Raw genomic sequence first — 19,237 nt, forward strand, 5'->3', positions numbered from 1 at the left:
GGCCGGGTAACGCGCCGCGGAACGGGGCGGCTCCGGCGGCCTGCCGCGCGTTCACGCAGCAGGCTCGGCATGTTCCGTCGGGGGCATCTTCGCGAGCGTCAGTCCGGCATGCCGTCATGATCCCCGAGCGGCCTGGCGGGCCAGTCCACCCAGCGGTCCGCACGGGTAAGCTCGTACGCCTCGTTCTTCGGGTAGCGGATGCGGTTGTCGTCGCGCGGGCGTTCGCCGATCACCATCAGCCTGACCTCGTCCTTCGTGTTGTTGATGAAGGTGTGACAGATGCCGGTGCCCGCCGGAAATGCGACGGAATCACCTTCGGCAACAGGGTGCAGCACGCCGTCGATCCAGACATCGGGCTTGCCCTCGAGCACGTACACGAACTCCTGCTCGGTGCTTTCGGCATGCGGATATGACGTCCGCCGACCCGGCAGGAGCCTCACGTGATGAATGCCGATACGGGTGATGCCGAGTTCGGCGGAAAGCGGTGCGTCCAGCGCCATCGGCTCGGTGTCGCCGCGATAGCAATGCGCTTCCGGTTCTTCGAGTTCGGTCCAGTGCTTGATGAAATCGGGGCGGGTCATTGGGTGCTCTCCTTTAGGGGGATGTCGACTGTGGCGATTCGCGCGCCGGCGTCGGCAGCGGTTTGCGCCCCATCTCGGCGAATGAACCTCGGCCGATAACTTGCCGGCCGATACGAAACGACGGTTGCGCGTCGAGGCTGGCGGGCGGCGGGACGTGTGGCCCGGATGCCGCCGGCGAAGCGATCGGCGACATCCACGGCATTTTGCGACGAACCTGTTTGCGTTGTGGAAACGACGTGCGAGACGCGTGTATGCCTCCCGCCGCGTACTGCCGCGACTACAGCCAGCCGTTGCGGATGAACTCGACGATCGAATAGCGGCGGTGCTCGAGATCGTGCTGCCGGACGGCATCGACGATGCGCGATACGCCATCCGCGTAGGGCGTATCGCCCACCACGCGCGATTCGAACTGCAGGCTGCACGCACCGTCTTCGATGCGTATCCGGTGAATCGCGTGGCGGCCGAGCTGATCGTCGGCGACGGCGAATTCGCCTCGCTGCACGTCCGGGTCGCGCACGGAGCGGATGTCTTCCGGCGGCACGCCGAGCGACTGGCCGATCCCGACGGCCGTGCCCGGGACGGACGTCTTGCCGGCCTGGTGCGACTCCGTCAGGCTGATCCGGCAGTCGTGAAACAGGTGGCCGCTGGTTTCCAGCATGCTCATGAACTTGAGCATCAGGATGTTCGTGTTCGGACACAGCACGATCGGGAAAGCGTACGAGCCGGTTTCGAGCACGGAGCCGGTGGACAGCTCGACGAGCGGCGCCGCGGTGGCCTCGCAGAACGCGATGACGTCAGGGAGTTCGCGGCCGGAACCGGCATGCACGACGATCGAGCGGGCGTCGGCATGCCGGGCATCGCCATGTCGGGCGTCGCTACGCTGCGCATCGTGGTGCGTGCTGTCCGACCACGCCGTCACGCGACAGGTTGCGGGGTCGAGCCGGTGCGCGCCGAGCAGTTCGCTGGCCAGCTTGCCGGTTCCTACGACGAGTACTTGCATGGCATTGACGGGTTGAGGTTCGAAATTCGTTCAGGACGGGAAATGGCGCCGGCCGTCGGGCGGCCCGGCACGGTCGCGGCGCGTGCCGCCGCAGCGGCCTCGCGCATTATGCCCGGCCGCCCGCGTGCGCGCCCGCCGGGCCGCGCAGGCCGCGCAGGCGGCGAGCGGTGCGTCAGCTCGCCGACACAGTCGGCAGCCACGCGTTCGCCGCATTCTGCGTGGCGAGCTGCTTCGCGATCGAGCGCGCGAGTCGATCCGTATCGGACGCCACCGTGTCGTGCTTCGCTTCCGACACGCCATGCAGGCCGGCGCCGACCGCTGCCGATGTCGCGAGGCGGCCGGCCGCCGCGCCGACCCCGGCGGTTTCCACCATGCCGGGCAGGTGGCCGCTGTTCGCGCTGGACGAGAACGTGCCGAGCGGTTGCGGCGCGCCATGCGCCGGCCGGAACAGCACGGTGACCGATGCCTTCACTTCGCTCTTGCCCGCCCCGAGCCCGATCAGGGTGCGGCGGCGGCGGTTGCCGGCGTCGATCGACTCGAACCGGCCTTCGATCACCAGCGCGTCGCGGCCGTCGGGCACCGGGCCGCGCAGCGCGGGGATGCCTTGCGACCGGAGTTCGCGCACGAGCGCGTCGGCGAGCCGCTCGCGGGTCGTCAGCGCGCTCTGCTGGCGTTGCACGTCGGCGGACGAACCGCTCGCGAGGGTCGTGAGCTTGCCGATCATGCCGCCGTCGACCTTGACGTCGTTCGTGTCCACGTCGAACGCGGACACGTAGACGACGTCCGCACGAACCTGCGGCTGCGTGCGGGCCGCCGGCGCGGCGGTCATGGCGGTGGTCGCGGTCGACGCGCAGCCGGTCATCGCGAGTGCGCCGGCGATCAGCGCGACGCTCGTCAGACGTTTGGCGTGGGTGGCAAGTGTGTGAAGGGAAGTGAGCATGTCGATCTCCGAGGCCTGGATGAAGTTGCCGATACTGTCGCGGCATTCAGGAACGCGAACGATCGGAAGCGGGGCGTGATCGCTGGCGAGGGAGGGGTTTCATGCCGTTGCGCAACACGCAGGCGCAAGTATGCGGAGGCCGGGCGTGATGCGCCACGCAGGAATTATGTCGGCGCATGTCACGTGCCGCCGCGCGCGGGCACGCTGGGCCGCCGGATCGTCGGATCGTCAGGCAGTAAGGGAGTAAGGCGGCAAGGCGGCAAGGCGGTAAGGCAGTAGGGCAGTAGGGCAGTAAGGCGGACAGAAGAACCGAAGAACCGAAGAACCGAAGAACCGGCGAGCGGCCACTCAACCCGAAAGCCCCCGCCGCGCCTGCCCGGACGAATCGAGCGGCAGCGCGACGACGGCCTCCAGGCCGCCGCCGTCGCGGTCGCGGAACGTCAGCGAGCCGCCGTGCAGGCGGGCGATCCGCTCGACGATCGCGAGGCCCAGGCCCGTGCCGCCCGCATGGCTGCGTGCGTTCGCGCCCCGGCTGAACGGTGCCTTGAGCCGTTCGAGTTCGGCCGCGCGAATGCCGTTGCCGCGATCGCCGACCACCGCATACGCGATCCCGCCTTCGGCCCACGTGCGCACGCCGAGGCCCGTGCGGCCATAGACGACCGCGTTCTGCATCAGGTTCATCAGCAGCCGCATCAGGCTGATTGGACGAAACGCGAACAGGGGCACCTCGCCTTCGTCGAATTCGAATTCATGGCCGAGCCCCGCGAAATCCGCGACGAGCTGGCCGATCAGCGCGTTCAGGTCGCCGGTTTGCGGCGTTTCGCGTTCGCCGCTGCCCGCGTAGTCCATGAATTGCTGCAGGATCGTGTCGATCTGGTCGAGATAGTGCTCGGCCGATGCGGTGAGCGCGTCGTGCGTGCCGCGCGGCAGCGCCATCGCGATCGCCAGGCGCAGCTTGGTGAGCGGCGTGCGGATGTCGTGCGACACGCCGGCCAGCATCAGTGAGCGGGTCGCTTCCGCCTGCTGCAGTGCGTCGGCCATCTGGTTGAATGCGCGGCTCACGTCGGCGATTTCGGTCGGGCCGTCGGTGGGCAGCGGCGGCGGGCGCTCGCCCGCGCTGACGCGCTGCGCCGCCCGCGCCAGCGCGTCGAGCGGCCGGTTCAGGTGGAGCTGGATCAGGTAGCCGGTCAGCGCCGCGAGCAGCGCCAGCCCGATCGACAGCACGAGGGCCGTCGCGATGCCGCTCGCCTGCGCGTCGGCGGCCATCGGCAGCGGCACCCAGACAGGCGAGCCGGCCGCGTGCAGCCGGATCCACAGGCGCTCGTCGTCGCCGGATTGCCAGCGCGCCGGGAGGTCCGGCGGCAGGTGGCGTTCCAGTGCCTGCATGAACACGTCGCGCTGCCAGGTGCGGAAGAAGGCCGCCAGGTTCGGCGCTTGCGGCGGTGCGGCCGGCGGCAGCGCGGCCTGGCCGCCGAACTGCGCGACGGCCGTGCGGCCGGCATCGGGCGGCAGGCTGGCGAGCGTGCGGTCGAGCAACTGCACGTAGTCGGCGAAGACGATCGAGGCCCGCTCGATGCGCGGGCGCTGCACGTAGTGCAGCAGCACCGTGAGCGAACAGGCGAGCGAGAGCGCGACGAGCGCCACCAGCAGCGCGATGTTGCGCGCAAGCAGCGAGCGCGGCAGCGGGATGCGCATCACGGCTCGATGCCGGCCACCAGCATGTAGCCGATGCCCCAGACGGTCTTGATGAAGCGCGGCTTGGCGGGATCGTCCTCGACGATCTGGCGCAGCCGCAGGATCTGGACGTCGACGCTGCGGTCGAGTGCGGCATGGTCGCGGCCGCGCGCGCGGGCGAGCAGGTTCTCGCGGCTCACCGCGCGATTCGGCGACGAGCCGAGCGCGTGCAACAGCAGCATCTGCGCCGAATGGATCTCGACGGGCGTGCCGTCGCGCATCAGCGTCTGCTGGCCGACGTCGAACGTGAACGCGCCGAAACGCAGGCGCTGCGACGTGACCGTCGGCTCGCCGGCCGCCATCTTCTGCCGCCGCAGCAGCGCGCGGACGCGGGCGACGAGTTCGTCGGGGAGAAACGGCTTCGCCAGGTAATCGTCGGCGCCCGTCTCGAGGCCGACGACCTTGTCCGCGGCATCGCCTTTTGCGGTGAGCATCAGGATCGGCAGCGTCTGGCCTTCGGCGCGCAGGCGCCGGCACACGCTCAGGCCGTCCTCGGGCTCCATCATCAGGTCGAGCACCAGCAGGTCGTACGGCTCGCGCTGCAGCAGGCGGTCGAGCCGCTTGCCGTCGGCGACCGCGCGGACCTGGAAGCCGTGGCCGGTCAGGAAGCGCTGCAGCATGTTGCGCAGCTCGGCTTCGTCGTCGAGCACGACGATCCTGCAGGACTGTTCCATCGCTTGCCTCCCGGTGCGTGCGCGGCCGGATCGTCGTGCGGGTTCAACGGGCCGCCATGCGCTGGCGCATGAAACCGGCCAACTGCTCAAGCGTGACGTAGCCGTTGTGCTGCGTATCGATTTCGTCGAAATGCTGCGCGACCATCGGCATGCCGGCGGCGGCCTGCTCGCGGGTGAGCCTGCCGTCGTGCGTCGTGTTCGCGCTGGCGAAGCGGGCCTGCAACTGCATCAGCGCATGTTCGACGCGTGCACCGCCGTTCGCCGCGCCGGGCGGCACCTGCTGGGCCGACGCTGCTGCTGAGACGATACACAAAACGACGACGGCAATCATCTTCTTGATGGACTTCATGGGGTTTCTCCTTGCGTGGCCGACGGTCTGCGCCGGCCGGGTGGTTGATGAAACGGATGGAAAACGAAACAGACCGGAGCGGGGCCGGGTCATGCCCAGTGCGCGGGCACCCACACGCGGCCGGCCCAGTGGCCGGGCACCCAGACGACGGCGCGCGGCGGGTGGGCGACATACACGGCGCGCGGGGCGACGTACACGGCACGCGGCAGCGGCGGTGCGAGGTACAGGACCTTCGGCGGCGGCGGCGCGACGTAGACGACGCGCGGCGCGGGTGCGACCACGACGGCCTTCGGCGGCGCAACATGCACGACCTTCGGCGGGGGCGTGACGACGACGGCGGCCGGCGCGGGCGGCGGGGGCGTGACCACGACGGCGGCAGGTGCCGGTACCGCGACAGCGACCGTGGCAGCGGGCGGCGGGGGCGTCACGACCACCGCAGCGGGCGGAGGCGGTGCGACGGGCACGGGCACCGGCACCGCGACAGGAACCGGCACCGTCCCGCCGGCCACGACGACCGCACCGCCTGCCGCCGTGCTGCCGTGGATCACCGTCGTGCCGCCGGTCGAGACGGTGCCGCCGTGTACGACCGTCGAGCCCCCCGACGTCGTCACGACGCCCGGCGCCACGCGCGTCGCGCTGCCGGAGTGCGTGACGCTTGCGCCGTCGGTGCCCGTCGCGGTGCCCGAGCGCGAGCAGGTCGAGCCTGCGCAATTCGTCGACGCCGTATGGCTGGCCGTATTGCCGTTCGATCCCGTGATCGTGCCGCTCGACGCATACTGGCCCGGGCCGTTGCGCGTCACGCTGCCCGATGTCGTGGCGCTGTGGCCGTCCGAGCCCGTGAGCGAACCGGTATGCGAACAGGTGCCGTCCGCGCAGCTCGTGTCGCCGCTGTGTTCCACCGAGCGCCCGTTCGGGCCGACGGCCGTGCCGCTGTTCGAGAACTGGCCGGGCGCGGTGCGCGTGACGGTGCCGGTATTGGTCGCGATCCCGCCGCCGGGGCCGATCACGCCGCCCGCATGCGAGCAGCTGCCGCCGCCGCACGAACCGGCGTGCGCGCCGTTGTAGGTGCCGCGCGGGGTGTACGCGGTGCCGTGGCCGGACCAGCCGGCGAAGGCCGGCGCGCAGGCGAGGGCGAGTGCGGCGGCGGTGACGAGGAAGCGGGTTTTCATCGGGTGTCCTTGCGGTTCGTTTCGGTGCACGCGGTGGCGTGGCGACGGAACGAACTTTAGGGCGACGACACGCGCCCGTCGCGTCATAAAAGATGTCGCGGTGTTACACGTGTCGTGCTGTTTCGAGGTACGACGAATGCGTGCGCCGGCCGCGCCGATCGCGGGCATGCCGCGCCGGGCAAGGCTGCCGGCAGTGCGATCGCGTGAAGGCGGAGGGCGGCGGCGCGGGGCGGAACGTGGCGTGCGCGGCGCGAAACCGTGTCGCGGCGACATGCGGCGACATATTTGCGGGCCGATCCAAGCGTGCGCCGTGTCGAGCCACGTCGCGCGAATTGAACGCATGCAGTTGAACGCATGCGGTACGCCACATGCGACCGGAACCGGCTTCTCCGAAACATGAAGGGAATCGTCCGCCGTCGCATACCGTCCGAAGAATTGGCCTCCGGCCGGTCACGACTGTGCTCGCCTGTCGCGCAGGCTTGTCCATCGGCCCATGTCATTGTCATGTCTTGCACACTGTCGGCCGCCTTCGTCACGACATGCGGCGACACATTTCCCGCCGGAGATGCCCACGCGCCACCGCGAACCGGCCAGGCTCCAGCCGACAAGCGCATGTGACCGCCGCGCATCACCTGAATGCCGCCGACCGCGACGTACCGCGACATACGGCGACATATTTCCCGCGTGGTCTTTCCGTTCCGCGCCCACTACAGTGCGTTCCATCCGACGCGATGGCGGCCCGTGCCGCCCATGACGCGTCAGACTCAACCGAAGGAACGACCCATCATGCTCACGACCACCGGAAAGCTCGCGTACTACGTCACGCTCTTCATCGTCGCCGTCTCGCTCGTCGAGGCGGCGGTGCTCACCTGGCGCCGCGCCCGCGGGCCCGAACCGTTCGACTGGAACGAGGTATGGCTGTCGCTCGCCGACCTCGCGGGCCGCAAGCTGCTCGCGCTGGTGCCGCTGTCGCTCGCCACGCCGGTGTTCGATTTCGCGTGGGCGCACCGGCTCTTCACGATCCCGCTCCACAGCGTCGCGCTCGCGCTGCTCGTGTTTGTCGGCCAGGAGTTCTGCTACTACTGGTATCACCGCGCGTCACACCGCGTGCGCTTCTTCTGGTCGACCCATGCGGTGCATCACTCGCCGAACCAGTTGACGCTGTCGTCCGCATTTCGCCTCGGCTGGACCGGCAAGATCGCCGGCGCCGCGATGTTCTTCACGCCGCTTGTATGGCTCGGCGTGCGTCCGGAAGCCGTGCTCGCGATCCTGTCGTTCAACCTGATGTACCAGTTCTGGCTGCACAACACGTGGATGCCGAAGCTCGGCTGGCTCGAATACGTGTTCAATACGCCGTCCGCGCACCGCGTGCACCATGCGTCGAACCTCGACTACCTCGATGCGAACTACGGCGGCGTGCTGATCGTGTTCGACCGGCTGTTCGGCACCTATGTCGCCGAGCGCGCCGACGAGCCGTGCCGTTTCGGCCTCGTCACGCCGACCCGTTCGCGCAATCCGTTCGTCGTCGAACTCGAACACTGGGCGAGCCTCGCCCGCGACGTCGCGACGGCCCGCGACGCGTGGACGGCGATCCGCTTCGTACTGCTGCCGCCGGGCTGGCGCCCGGACAACCAGGGCGAAACGACGGAGGAACTGCGCCGCCGCAGCCTCGTCGCCGTGCGCACGGATGCGTGAACGCGCTACGCTGTGTCGAATTGCCGGCCGCGCATGCGTGCCGCGGCCGGCATGACCCATGCAATACGCATCATCAGGCAACCCTCGATCCAGGAGAAAACATCGATGGAACACGATTTCAAAGGCAAGGCAGTCGCGATCACCGGCGGATTCGGCCATCTGGGCGTCGCGACGGCCGCGTGGCTCGGCGCGCGCGGCGTACGCGTCGCGCTGATCGGCCGCGGCGCGGCCCCGGCGGCAGAGGCACTGCCCGGCGTGCCGGCCGACGCGCTGCGCATCGGCGGCATCGATCTGGTCGATCCGCAGGCCGCCGCGCGGGCGCTCGATACCGTGCAGCGCGAATTCGGCCGGGTCGACGCGCTGCTGAACATCGCGGGCGCATTCGTGTGGCAGACGATCGCCGACGGCGACGCCGCCACGTGGGACCGCATGTACGAACTGAACGTGAAGACCGCGCTGAACGCATCGAAGGCCGCGCTGCCGCACCTGCTGGCGAGCCCGGCCGGACGTATCGTCAACATCGGCGCGGGCGCGGCGTTCAAGGCCGGCGCGGGAATGGGCGCCTATGCGGCCGCGAAGGCCGGCGTCGCGCGGCTCACCGAGGCGCTGGCGGCCGAACTGCTCGACCGTGGCGTGACGGTGAACGCGATCCTGCCGAGCATCATCGATACGCCGCCGAACCGCGCGGACATGCCGGACGCGGATTTCACGCGCTGGGTGCGGCCGGAACAGATCGCGGCGACGATCGGGTTCCTGCTGTCGGCCGATGCGCAGGCGATCACCGGCGCGTCGATTCCGGTGACCGGCCGCGTCGCGTAGTCCGGCGGGCACGGGCTCGCGCTCGCGCGGCGGCCGGCCGTGCGTACAATGGCGCACCGGACACACGCGAGCCCAGCCCGAGACCATGCATCAGCCCCATATCCTGATCGTCGAAGATGAAGTGGCGATCGCGGACACGATCGTCTACGCCCTCGGCACCGACGGCATGCAGACCGTCCACTGCACCCTCGGGCAGGCGGCGCTCGACCGCCTGCGCGATGCGCGCTTCGACCTCGTCGTGCTCGACGTCGGCCTGCCGGACCTCAGCGGCTTCGAGGTATGCCGGCGGCTGCGCACGTTCTCCGACGTGCCGGTGATCTTCCTCACGGCGCGGCACGACGAAATCGACCGGATCGTCGGGCTCGAGATCGGTGCCGACGATTACGTGGTCAAGCCGTTTTCGCCACGCGAGCTGGCGGCCCGGGTGCGCGTGATCCTGCGGCGTTTCCACCGGGCGGCCGCCCCCGAATCGATACCCGCGCCCGCGCCGGCACCCGCCGCGACGACCGCACCGGGCTTCACGGTCGATACCGATGGCGCGCGCGTGTCGTGGCTCGGCCACGCACTGGATCTCACGCGCTACGAATTCGGGCTGCTGGCGCTGCTGGTCCGGCATCCCGGGCGCATCTATTCGCGCGAGCAGCTGATGGATCTCGTGTGGCACGAGGCCTTCGATTCGGCCGACCGCACCGTCGACACGCACATCAAGACGCTGCGCGCCAAGCTGCGCGCGATCGACCCCGAGCGCGACCCGATCCGCACCCATCGCGGGATGGGTTATTCGCTGCAACCGTAACGACCGGCACCGCCCATGCATATCGGCCTGCGCATCTTCTTCGGCTTTTTCCTGATCGTCGGGCTGGCCGCGCTGATCACGCTGCGCGTGTTCGTGCAGGAGGTGAAGCCCGGTGTGCGCGAGGCGATGGAGGACACCCTCGTCGATACCGCGCAAGTGCTCGCGACGCTGGCCGCCGACGACATGGCCAGCGGCCATATCGCCGACGGCGCTTTCGCGCGGCAGCTCGCACAACTTCACGAACGCCCGGTCAGCGCGAACGTGTGGGGCGTGCAGAAGAACGTGATCGGCTACCGCCTCTACATCACCGACGCGCACGGCATCGTGCGCTACGACTCGACCGGCCGCGCGCTCGGGCAGGACTATTCGCGCTGGAACGACGTGTACCGGACGCTGCGCGGCGAATACGGCGCGCGCAGCACGCGCAGCGATCCGAACGACGACAGCAGCACCGTGATGCACGTGGCGGCACCGATCCGGCGCGGCAACGAGATCATCGGCGTGCTGACGATCGCGAAGCCGAACCAGACGGTCGCGCCGTTCATCGCGCGCAGCCAGCGCAAGATCATGCTGTACGGCGCGCTGCTGATGGGCGGCGCGATCCTGATCGGCGTCGCGTGCACCTGGTGGCTGGTGGTCGGGCTGCGTCGCCTGCAGCGCTATGCGCGCGCGATTGCGGCGGGCGAGCGGGCCGAGATGCCGCTGCAGGGCGCGAGCGAGCTGGCCGAGCTCGGGCGCGCGGTGGAAAGCATGCATCAGCGGCTGGAGGACCGGCAGTACGTCGAGACCTACATCCACACGCTCACGCACGAGATGAAAAGCCCGCTGGCGGCGATCAGCGGTGCAGCCGAACTGCTGCAGGAAGACATGCCGGTTGCGAACCGCCGGCGCTTCACCGAGAACATCCGTCGCCAGGCCGGCCGCCTCGAACAGATGATCCGCAAGCTGCTCGCGCTCGCCGAAGTCGAACAGAAGCAGCGGCTGTCGGTGCGCGAACCGGTCGCGCTGCGGCCGGTGCTCGAACAGCTCGTCGACGATATCGAGCCGCGCGCACGGCAGCGCGGCGTGAACCTGGCGATCGACGCGCACGACGCGGCCGACCCGGCGGTCGTCGAAGGCGATCCGTTCCTGCTGCGCCAGGCGCTCGGCAACCTGCTCGACAACGCGCTGGATTTCGCGCCGCGGGGCAGCACGATCCGCATCGCGCTCGAACGGCAGCCGGCGGGCAGGGCGCACGTCGCGATCGTGCGCGTCGCCGATGACGGTCCCGGCGTGCCCGACTACGCACTGGCGCGCGTGTTCGAGCGCTTCTATTCGCTGCCGCGCCCCGACGGGCAGGATCGCAGCACGGGCCTCGGGCTGTGTTTCGTCCGCGAAGTCGCGATGCTGCACCGCGGCCAGGTCGCGCTCGCGAACCGGGACGAAGGCGGCGCGTGCGCGACGCTCACGCTGCCGTCGGCGGCCTGATCGCGCTTCACGTTCGCCCCACATTCGCTTCACACCGGCTTCAATCGCCCTTCACCGGGCCGGCGCATGCTGGCGGTACCTTTTACTCCGGTACCTGTCGGCCATGAATCGAGTCCTGTTGTTCAAATTCGCGATCACCGCGTTGCTTGCGCTGCTGATCCTGATCCCGCTGCAGATGGTGCAAAGCATCGTGCACGAACGCTCCGCGTATCGCATGGACGCGCTGCAGAGCATCTGGTCGAGCTATGCGGGGCCGCAGACGGTGTCGGGGCCCATGCTTGTCGTGCCTTACACGGAAGTCACGCGCGTGCGCGACGAGACGCCCGCCGGCGGCGCGACGAAGACGAGCCTGAGAAGCGAGACGAAGCGCCTGCTCGTGTTTCCGAAGACGCTGAACGTCGACGGCACGCTGACGACCAGCGTCCGCTATCGCGGCATCCACAAGGCGCTCGTGTACGAACTGACGAGCCGGTTGACCGGCACGCTGGCGTTGCCGGACCTGAAGAAGCTGCCGCAGGCGGACGGCCACGTGAGCTTCAAGGTCGACAACGCCTATGTCGCGATCGGCATCGGCGACATTCGCGGGCTGACCGCGCAACCCGACGTGCGTATCGGCGGCGCGCGTTTCGACGTGGAGCAGGGCACGCGGCTGGACAGCCTGCGCCAGGGTGTGCACGCGAACGTCGACCTCGCGGCGCTGGCCGAAGCAGGCGCGGGAGCGGGAGCTGGCGCGGTCGTGCCGTTCAGCATCGACCTGCCGCTGCGGGGCGCGGAGTCCGTCGCGTTCGCGCCGGTGGGCGACCAGAACGATTTCTCGCTGAAGTCGACGTGGCCGCATCCGAGTTTCGACGGCGCGTTCCTGCCGAACAACCGCACGGTCGATGCGCGCGGCTTCACCGGCAACTGGCGCGTGACCTCGTTCAACACGAAGGCGCGCGAGCAGATCGCCACCGGCAACGGGGAAGGCGCGATCGAAACGGCGTCGGTGTCGATGATCGAACCCGTGAACGTCTATCTGCAGGCCGAACGCGCAACGAAGTACGGCGCGCTGTTCGTGATGCTCACGTTCGCGAGCTTCTTCATGTACGAGCTCGTGAAGCGGCTGCGCATTCACCCGATCCAGTACACGCTGGTCGGCCTGTCGCTCGCGTTGTTCTTCCTGCTGCTGCTGAGCCTCTCCGAACACATCGCGTTCGCGTATGCGTATCTCGCGGCGAGCGGCGCATGCATCGGGCTGCTCGGCTTCTACCTGTCGTTCGTGCTGCACAGCGTGAAGCGCGGCGCGGTGTTCTCGGCGCTGCTCGCGGTGCTGTACGCGGCGCTCTACGGGCTGCTGCTGTCGGAAGACAACGCGCTGATGCTCGGTTCGCTGCTGCTGTTCGCGATCCTCGCCGGCATCATGACGCTCACGCGCCGCGTCGACTGGTATTCGCTCGGCGCCGCGTGGCAACCGTTGGCCGACAAGGCGGCCGCGGGCGTGGGCGCCGTGAAGCCGGGCGCGCAGGCGAAGTAGGCACGCGGGTGGCGAGCGCGCCGGTCGGCAACGCGACGGCCGGCGCGTCATCCGGCGCGGGACAGCCGCGCTTCACGCGCGCGGTGCGGGCCGGCGAAAACGCGCGAGCGGAATTTCGGCGACGGCGGTGATCTCGATCAGCAGGTCGGGATGGTAGAGACGTTCGACCTGGACGGTCGTCGTCACCGGATAGGGCGCGGCGAAATACGTGTTGCGGATGTCGCCGGCCTGCATGAAGGCATCGATGTCGGTCGCGTAGTGGACGAGCGAGATCACGTCCTGCATCTGCCCGCCCATCGCGGCGAGCACGGCGCGGATGTTGTCGAGCGTCTGCCGCACCTGCGTGCGCATGTCGCCGTGGCCGACCACCCGGCCGTCGCGGTCGAGCGCCACTTGCCCCTTCAGATGCACGATCCGGCCGTCGCCCTGGATCACGGCCATCGAGAACGCGCCGAACGGCGCCCAGACTTCCGGCGGATTCACTGCTTCGGCCATCACGCGGCTCCTGTGGGGCGGCGGCTGCACGGCTTGCGGCGAGCGGCCGCGCAACGAGGGCGCGCCGTCGACAGCACCGCTCGCTTCGTCGACAATCGCGCCATTATGGATGAACGCGCGGCGACGCATGGGGCGTTGTTCCGCGATCACGACGACACACATGGACGATATCCGCGTCATTAAGGATCGTGCGGCGCTCGACGGCACCGCGTACGTCGAACTCATGGGCGGGCCGTATGCGCGCACCTGCTGGAATGCCGGGTCGCTGTTCTTCGACGAGGAAGTGTTCGGGCTGCTCGAGGCGGCAATCGCGCGGCAGATCCCCGACTACGACCATTACACGTTCAACGCCGTCGGCATGGCCGACTGGCTTGTGATCGTCGCCGAACTGGCCGACACGGGCAGGAGGCTCGGCAACGCCGCGCAGCGCACCGACGCGCTCGACCGGCTCGGTTTCATTTTCAGCGGATCGCGGCAGGCTTTCGTCGCGCGTCTCGACGCAAGCTGCGCCGCGCTGGCCGGCGTGATCGCGGAAGTCGACGCGTGGACACGCGAAGTTCGGCTTCGCCACGACCAGGTGACGATCCTCGGGATGTGACGCGGCGCGTGCCGGGTGTCACCGCCGACAGGCCGGGCGGCATCCACTTATACTCAAGCTTTTCCGCCATTCGATTTTCGCCGTGCCCACGCCTGCCCCCACCGATCCGTCCATCGACGATCCGCGTCCGACCCCGCCCGTACAACCCGAACTGGAAGACTGCTGCAACAGCGGTTGTTCGCCGTGCGTTTTCGACCTGTACGACGAAGCACTGGCGCGCTATCGCGTCGAACTGGCGGAGTGGGAAGCGCGGCACGCGCAGCCCAAGCCATGACGACACGCCCGATGCCGGCAAGCGGTGCGCATTTGCCGCGCGTCTCGAGCCGCGCCGGCAGTGCGCACCGGCTCCGCGTCACGCGCCCGCATGCAGCCGCCGATGCAGCGGCCCGAGCATGGCCGACAGCGCGATGCACGCGAGCAGCACGGCCGTCAGCGCGAACATCGACGTTCTGAAGCCCTGCACATAATCGAGCGCGGCCGGATGCGTGCCGAGCCGGGCGAAGAACACGCCGCCGAGCGTCGCCGCGCCGACGGCCGCGCCGATCTGCAGCATCGCGGTGACCATGCCGGACGCCACGCCCGCGCGCGCGGTATCGACTTCCGCGAGCACGATCCGCACGACCGACGGCAGCACGAGGCCCTGGCCGACACCGATCGCCGCGATCCCCACGTAGAAGCCGGGGCCCGGCGCGGCCGCACCGGCGAGCGCGGCGGCCGTCGCGACGCCGGCCGCGAGCATCGCGAAACCGAGCGTGAGCACGCGATAGCCGCCGAACCGGCCGACGAGTCGCGGCATCAGCAGCGGGCTCGACAGGAAGCCGAGCCCGAGCGGCAGGATCGCGAGCCCCGATGCGAGCGGCGACCAGTTCAGGCAGCCCTGTAGATAGATCCCGTAGCTCAGGAAGAACGCGCTCAGCGTATAGAACAGGAACGCCAGCACGAGCCCGAGTGCGACGACCGGGTTCCGGAACAGGCGCACGTCGAGCAGCGGATCGTGGCCGCCCGCGAGACGGCGCGCCTCGACCGCCAGCAGCGCGCCGAGCATCGGCAGCGCGCCGACGAGGCACGCGACCATCCAGAGCGGCCAGCCAGCCTCGCGCCCGTGCGTGAGCGGGTAGACGAGCATCAGCAGGAACAGCGACAGCAGTGCCATGCCGGGCACGTCGATGCGCTGGCCGCGCGGCGGCCGGCTTTCCGGGATGAAGCGCCAGCTGCCGATCAGCGCCAGGATGCCGATCGGCAGATTGACGAGGAAGATCGCGCGCCAGCCGAGCCCGAACGGATGCAGGCTGATCAGCGCACCGCCGCCGAGCTGGCCGATCACGGCCGCGAGGCCGAACACGAAACCGTAGAAGCCCATCACGCGCACCTGCTCCTGCGGGCTGAACACGCTGCGGATCGTCGCGAGCACCTGCGGCGCGAGGATCGCGGCGAACAGGCCCTGCAGCACGCGGCCGCCGACCAGCACCGCGCCGCTGCCGGCGAGCCCGCACAGCGTCGACGCGACGACGAAGCCGGCCATCCCGATCATGAACATGCGCTTGCGGCCGTACAGGTCGCCGAGCCGGCCGCCGGTGATCTGCACGACGGCGTTCGCGCACGCGTATGCCGACACGACGAGCTGCAGCTCGGCCGGGCGTGCGCCGATGCCGTCGCGGATGGCCGGTAGCGCCAGATTCACAATGAAGTAGTCGAGCGGCGGCAAAATCGCGCCAACCAGCAGGACCACCAGCGCCCAGCCGTGGTGGCTGCGCGGTGTCGCCGCGGCGGCCGTGCCGGCCGGGCCGCAGGGGGCAAGGGTGTCGTGGGTCATGGAAACCAGTCCGAAGAAACGAGGGCCGCATCCACGCCGGACGCGGCGCCGGGGGCGCCGGTTCGGCCGGGGGCGGGCGATTGACCCCCATTCTGGGTGGTGTCAATGAATCGGAAAAGCGGGAATTGGTGGTAGCATCCATCGGGTTATTCGATGGATGGAGAAGGGCGATGCGCGGTTTCGACCTGGATCAGTTGCGTACTTTCGCGGCGGTCGCGGATGCCGGCAGCCTGACGGCCGCCGCGCCGCTGCTGCACCTGTCGCAGTCGACGGTCAGCGAGCAGGTGCGCAAGCTCGAATCGCGCGCCGGCGTGCCGCTGTTCGTGCGCAGCAAGCGCGGCGTCGAGCCGACCCCGGCCGGCTCGCGGCTGCTGCAGCACGCGCGGCGCATCGTCGCGCTGAACGAGGCCGCGTTCGACGAAGTGCGCGGGCAGGCGATCAAGGGCGAGCTGCGCGTCGCGATCACCGATTACTACCGGACGAACGAAGTCGCGGGCCTGCTGGCCCGGCTGCGGGAGTGCTACCCGCAACTGAGCCTGCACGTCAGCGCGATGAAGAGCGCGGATATCGAGGCGGCGCATGCGCGGGGGCAGGTCGATCTCGGCGTGGTGATGAACCTGTCGAGCGGGCCGTTCCGGCCGGCGTCGGCCGATACGCGCTGGGTGCTGCGGCGCGAGCCGCTGTCGTGGGTCGCGTCGCCCGCGCTGGCCGAGCAACTGCCCGAGCCGTTGCCGCTCGTGCTGCTGCCGGACGACTGCATGATGCATCAGGTCGCGGTGCGCGCGCTCGACGAGCGGCATATGCCGTACCGGCTCGTGCACAGCGCGTCGGGGGTCGCGGGGCTGCAGTCGATGCTGGCGGCGGGGCTCGGTGTGGGCTGTCTGTGCGCGTCGGCGATCGGCGAGGGCATGATGCGGCTCGGCGCGAAATACCGTCTGCCGCCGCTGCCCGATGCGGTGTTTTCGCTGACGCCGCCGATGCCGGGCGAACGCGAAACCGTCACGCAGGCGCGCGAGGTGCTGTCGCGGCAATTGCTGATGTAGAACCGGCCGCGCGATGCGCGGCGGCGCGTAACTGAGAGGCGCGCCAGGAGAAAAAATGAACGACGAACTGCAACGCCAGATGGCCGCGAAGCTGCAGGATGCGCTGGAGCGCGTGGTCGACGAACGCTCGCTGATCCACTTCCTGCGCGTGCTCGGCCACGACTGGAACAAGGAGCGGCAGCTCGAGGCCGACCTGCCGCCGTCGCCGTATGCGCGCGCCGCGCTCGGCTGGGAAAACCACTCGATCGGCGCGTACCTGGACGCGATGGTCGACTGGGCCGAGGCATCGGAGGAAGGGCTGCGCTACTACGACTTGCCCGACAATCCGTGGCGGCGCATGGCGGACATCCTGTTCGCCGGGAAAAGCTACGAATAGCGCCGCTCGGGCGATTCGTTCGCTGCACGTTCGCCGCTGCGAATCGCCCAACCGTTCAATCGCCTATTCGCCTATTCGCCTATTCGACCGGTTCGCCGTTCACATACGCACGCAGCCCGTCGGCCAGCGCATCGAACACCGCACGGCAGCGCGGGCTCGTGCGCAGGTCCTCGTGCATCACGACCCAGGTTTCCAGCTGCATCGCGGGCCCGTCCGGCAGCACGCGCACGAGCCGCGCGTCCCGTTTCGCGAGCCCGGTCTGGCAGAAGCCGATTCCGTAGCCGGCGCGGATCATCGCGAGCTGCGCCAGGTTGCTGTCGGTGCGCAGCGAGAACGCGTCGCGCTTCCACATCGGCATGCCGCGGCCCGCCGAGCGGATGAACGGCGTGACCGTGTCGAAGCCGATCAGCGCGTGATGCGCGAGTTCGTCGATCGTCGCGGGCGCCCCGTTGCGCGCCAGGTAGTCGTCGCGCGCATACAGCGCGACATCGATTTCGCCGATGCGTCGCGCCACGAGCGCCTCCTGCGCGGGCGGCGCCATCCGGACCGCGATGTCGGCCTCGCGCTTGAGCACGTCCTGGATGCGGTCGGTCGGCACCAGCTCGATGACGAGCCCCGGATGGTTGCGCCGCAATTGCGCGAGAACCGGCGGGAGCACTTCGACGGCGATCACGTCGCTGGCCGAGATCCGCACGATGCCGCGCACGCCGGCGCCGTGGCTCGCGGCCGCCCGCTCGAACGCGGCGGCCGCACTGCGCAGCGCCTCCGCATGGCCGCGCAGCGCGAGCGCCGCCTCGGTCGGCAGCAGGCCGGACGGCGAGCGCGTGAACAGCGTCTGGCCGAACGCGGCCTCGAGTGCCGCGACGTGGCGGCCGGCCGTCGGCTGCGTGATGCCGAGCGCCCGCGCCGCGCCGGACAGCGAGCCTTCCGTCAGCACGGCCAGGAAGGTGCGGTAGCGTTCCCAGTTCAGATCGGTGGTCATGCATAAATGTATAGCTGATCCATTGGGTTCGGCAATTCCTTGATAGCCTCCGGCGCGCCAGAATGCGTGTCATGACGGTTCATTCAAGGAGAGCGGCAATGACGAACCACGCAGGCGGGACGCAACGGCAGGCGCTCGTGCTCGGTGCAAGCGGCGGGATTGGCGGGGAAGTCGCGCGGCAGCTGCGCGATGCGGGCTGGCAGGTGCGCGCGCTGAAGCGCGGGCTCGACGCCGAGGCCGTGGAGCGCGACGGCATCACATGGATGCGCGGCGACGCGATGGACCGCGACGCGGTCGTCCGGGCCGCGCGCGGGTGCAGCGTGATCGTGCACGCGGTGAATCCGCCCGGCTACCGGAACTGGGCCGGGCAGGTGCTGCCGATGATCGACAACACGATCGCGGCGGCGCGGGCGGAGCAGGCCACCGTGGTGCTGCCGGGCACGGTGTACAACTACGGCGCCGACGCGTTTCCGGTGCTGCACGAAGATGCGCCGCAGCATCCGTCGACGCGCAAGGGTGCGATCCGCGTCGAACTGGAGCGCCGGCTGCAGGATGCGGCCGCTCAGGGCGTTCGCACGATCATCGTGCGCGCAGGCGATTTCTTCGGGCCGAAGCTCACCGGCAACAGCTGGTTTGCGGCGGGGCTCGTCAAGGCCGGGCAGCCGGTTGCGGCCATCAGCGTGCCGGGGCGCGACGGCGTCGGGCATCAGTGGTCGTATGTGCCGGATGCCGCGCGCACGATGGTCGAGCTGATCGAGCGGCGCGACACGCTCGAACCGTTCGCGCGCTTTCACCTCGGCGGGCACTGGGACGCGGACGGCACGCAGATGGCGGAGGCCGTGCGCCGCGTCGCGCAGCGGCACGGGCTGCGTCCGACGATGCGCAAGTTCCCGTGGTGGTTCGTGTGGGTCGCGGCGCCGTTCGTCACGACGCTGCGCGAATTGCTCGAAATGCGCTACCTGTGGCGCGAGCCGATCCGGCTGGACAACACGCGGGTGACCGCGCTGCTCGGCCGCGAGCCCGTCACGCCGCTCGATACCGCGATCGAGGCGACGCTGGCGGGGCTCGGGTGTCTCAAGTGAGCAACGGGGGGGCGCGAACGCAATCGCGTTCTGCTATGATCCGCGCTCCCTTCCTCGACGCTGCTGCAGGAAGGTACCCACGACCGCCGGAATGCCGGAGGCCGCGTCGTA

Annotated in this window: 20 protein-coding genes; 10 read left to right on the top strand and 10 right to left on the bottom strand. The window is 69.6% G+C overall.

Annotated elements, in window-relative coordinates; all coding sequences use genetic code 11:
- Nucleotides 1–98: 98 nt before the first annotated feature.
- The 7 genes from PQB87_RS22405 to PQB87_RS22435 form a co-directional block, all read right to left on the bottom strand.
- Nucleotides 99–581, bottom strand: a complete 483-nt coding sequence (locus PQB87_RS22405) for a cupin domain-containing protein (protein WP_021158171.1) — start codon at nucleotides 579–581, stop codon at nucleotides 99–101.
- Nucleotides 582–858: 277 nt separating this feature from the next.
- Nucleotides 859–1,581, bottom strand: a complete 723-nt coding sequence (locus PQB87_RS22410) for a dihydrodipicolinate reductase (RefSeq protein WP_174415205.1) — start codon at nucleotides 1,579–1,581, stop codon at nucleotides 859–861.
- A 172-nt stretch (nucleotides 1,582–1,753) separates the two neighbouring features.
- On the bottom strand, nucleotides 1,754–2,521 hold the full coding sequence (locus PQB87_RS22415; RefSeq protein ID WP_153489218.1) for a DUF4410 domain-containing protein: 768 nt from the start codon (nucleotides 2,519–2,521) through the stop codon (nucleotides 1,754–1,756).
- Between the two features lie 348 nt (nucleotides 2,522–2,869).
- Nucleotides 2,870–4,216 (bottom strand): ATP-binding protein, encoded by a 1,347-nt coding sequence (locus PQB87_RS22420; RefSeq protein ID WP_489243846.1) that lies wholly within the window; start codon nucleotides 4,214–4,216, stop codon nucleotides 2,870–2,872.
- Nucleotides 4,216–4,929 (bottom strand): response regulator, encoded by a 714-nt coding sequence (locus PQB87_RS22425; protein WP_048026791.1) that lies wholly within the window; start codon nucleotides 4,927–4,929, stop codon nucleotides 4,216–4,218. Before PQB87_RS22425 ends, PQB87_RS22420 begins: the two co-directional genes overlap by 1 nt.
- A 43-nt stretch (nucleotides 4,930–4,972) precedes the next feature.
- Complete coding sequence (locus PQB87_RS22430; RefSeq protein WP_081064652.1) at nucleotides 4,973–5,278, bottom strand: EF-hand domain-containing protein; 306 nt, start codon at nucleotides 5,276–5,278, stop codon at nucleotides 4,973–4,975.
- A gap of 89 nt (nucleotides 5,279–5,367) precedes the next feature.
- The gene (locus PQB87_RS22435) at nucleotides 5,368–6,447 is read right to left on the bottom strand and encodes a hypothetical protein (RefSeq protein ID WP_489243849.1); all 1,080 of its coding nucleotides are present in this window, start codon (nucleotides 6,445–6,447) and stop codon (nucleotides 5,368–5,370) included.
- A 786-nt stretch (nucleotides 6,448–7,233) separates the two neighbouring features.
- Here PQB87_RS22435 and PQB87_RS22440 point away from each other — a divergent pair.
- From PQB87_RS22440 to creD, 5 genes are all read left to right on the top strand, one after another.
- A complete protein-coding gene (locus PQB87_RS22440) occupies nucleotides 7,234–8,142 on the top strand; it encodes a sterol desaturase family protein (protein WP_048026789.1) in 909 nt (302 codons plus the stop codon).
- Between the two features lie 105 nt (nucleotides 8,143–8,247).
- Nucleotides 8,248–8,961 carry an SDR family NAD(P)-dependent oxidoreductase gene (locus tag PQB87_RS22445; RefSeq protein WP_301863803.1) on the top strand — a complete coding sequence of 238 codons (714 nt, stop codon included), beginning with the start codon at nucleotides 8,248–8,250 and terminating at the stop codon, nucleotides 8,959–8,961.
- Between the two features lie 85 nt (nucleotides 8,962–9,046).
- Nucleotides 9,047–9,757: a two-component system response regulator CreB gene (gene creB / locus PQB87_RS22450; protein ID WP_027789482.1), complete on the top strand. Its 711-nt coding sequence runs from the start codon at nucleotides 9,047–9,049 to the stop codon at nucleotides 9,755–9,757.
- A 15-nt stretch (nucleotides 9,758–9,772) separates the two neighbouring features.
- Entirely contained in the window at nucleotides 9,773–11,224 is a 1,452-nt protein-coding gene (gene creC, locus PQB87_RS22455) for a two-component system sensor histidine kinase CreC (protein ID WP_059683954.1), read from the top strand.
- Between the two features lie 103 nt (nucleotides 11,225–11,327).
- Nucleotides 11,328–12,737 (top strand): cell envelope integrity protein CreD, encoded by a 1,410-nt coding sequence (gene creD / locus PQB87_RS22460; RefSeq protein ID WP_489243852.1) that lies wholly within the window; start codon nucleotides 11,328–11,330, stop codon nucleotides 12,735–12,737.
- Between the two features lie 72 nt (nucleotides 12,738–12,809).
- Here the strand turns inward: creD and PQB87_RS22465 are convergent, their stop codons facing one another.
- Entirely contained in the window at nucleotides 12,810–13,232 is a 423-nt protein-coding gene (locus PQB87_RS22465) for a RidA family protein (RefSeq protein WP_226145318.1), read from the bottom strand.
- Between the two features lie 160 nt (nucleotides 13,233–13,392).
- On the opposite strand from PQB87_RS22465, the gene PQB87_RS22470 reads away from it, so the two are divergent.
- Both PQB87_RS22470 and PQB87_RS22475 read left to right on the top strand, forming a co-directional pair.
- On the top strand, nucleotides 13,393–13,830 hold the full coding sequence (locus PQB87_RS22470) for a hypothetical protein (RefSeq protein WP_261318291.1): 438 nt from the start codon (nucleotides 13,393–13,395) through the stop codon (nucleotides 13,828–13,830).
- 82 nt (nucleotides 13,831–13,912) lie between these two features.
- On the top strand, nucleotides 13,913–14,104 hold the full coding sequence (locus tag PQB87_RS22475; RefSeq protein WP_081064653.1) for an oxidoreductase-like domain-containing protein: 192 nt from the start codon (nucleotides 13,913–13,915) through the stop codon (nucleotides 14,102–14,104).
- Between the two features lie 78 nt (nucleotides 14,105–14,182).
- Here PQB87_RS22475 and PQB87_RS22480 read toward each other — a convergent pair whose 3' ends face one another.
- Nucleotides 14,183–15,643: an MFS transporter gene (locus PQB87_RS22480; RefSeq protein ID WP_059698695.1), complete on the bottom strand. Its 1,461-nt coding sequence runs from the start codon at nucleotides 15,641–15,643 to the stop codon at nucleotides 14,183–14,185.
- 170 nt (nucleotides 15,644–15,813) lie between these two features.
- Between PQB87_RS22480 and PQB87_RS22485 the strand changes: the two genes are divergently transcribed.
- Nucleotides 15,814–16,686 carry a LysR family transcriptional regulator gene (locus PQB87_RS22485; protein ID WP_059485416.1) on the top strand — a complete coding sequence of 291 codons (873 nt, stop codon included), beginning with the start codon at nucleotides 15,814–15,816 and terminating at the stop codon, nucleotides 16,684–16,686.
- Between the two features lie 55 nt (nucleotides 16,687–16,741).
- On the top strand, nucleotides 16,742–17,062 hold the full coding sequence (locus tag PQB87_RS22490) for a DUF7660 family protein (protein ID WP_060066453.1): 321 nt from the start codon (nucleotides 16,742–16,744) through the stop codon (nucleotides 17,060–17,062).
- Between the two features lie 79 nt (nucleotides 17,063–17,141).
- Here PQB87_RS22490 and PQB87_RS22495 read toward each other — a convergent pair whose 3' ends face one another.
- On the bottom strand, nucleotides 17,142–18,044 hold the full coding sequence (locus PQB87_RS22495) for a LysR family transcriptional regulator (RefSeq protein ID WP_059683961.1): 903 nt from the start codon (nucleotides 18,042–18,044) through the stop codon (nucleotides 17,142–17,144).
- Nucleotides 18,045–18,142: 98 nt separating this feature from the next.
- Between PQB87_RS22495 and PQB87_RS22500 the strand changes: the two genes are divergently transcribed.
- Nucleotides 18,143–19,126 (top strand): NAD-dependent epimerase/dehydratase family protein, encoded by a 984-nt coding sequence (locus tag PQB87_RS22500; protein WP_060066450.1) that lies wholly within the window; start codon nucleotides 18,143–18,145, stop codon nucleotides 19,124–19,126.
- Nucleotides 19,127–19,237: the final 111 nt, after the last annotated feature.

Source organism: Burkholderia sp. KL41 (assembly GCF_057005415.2).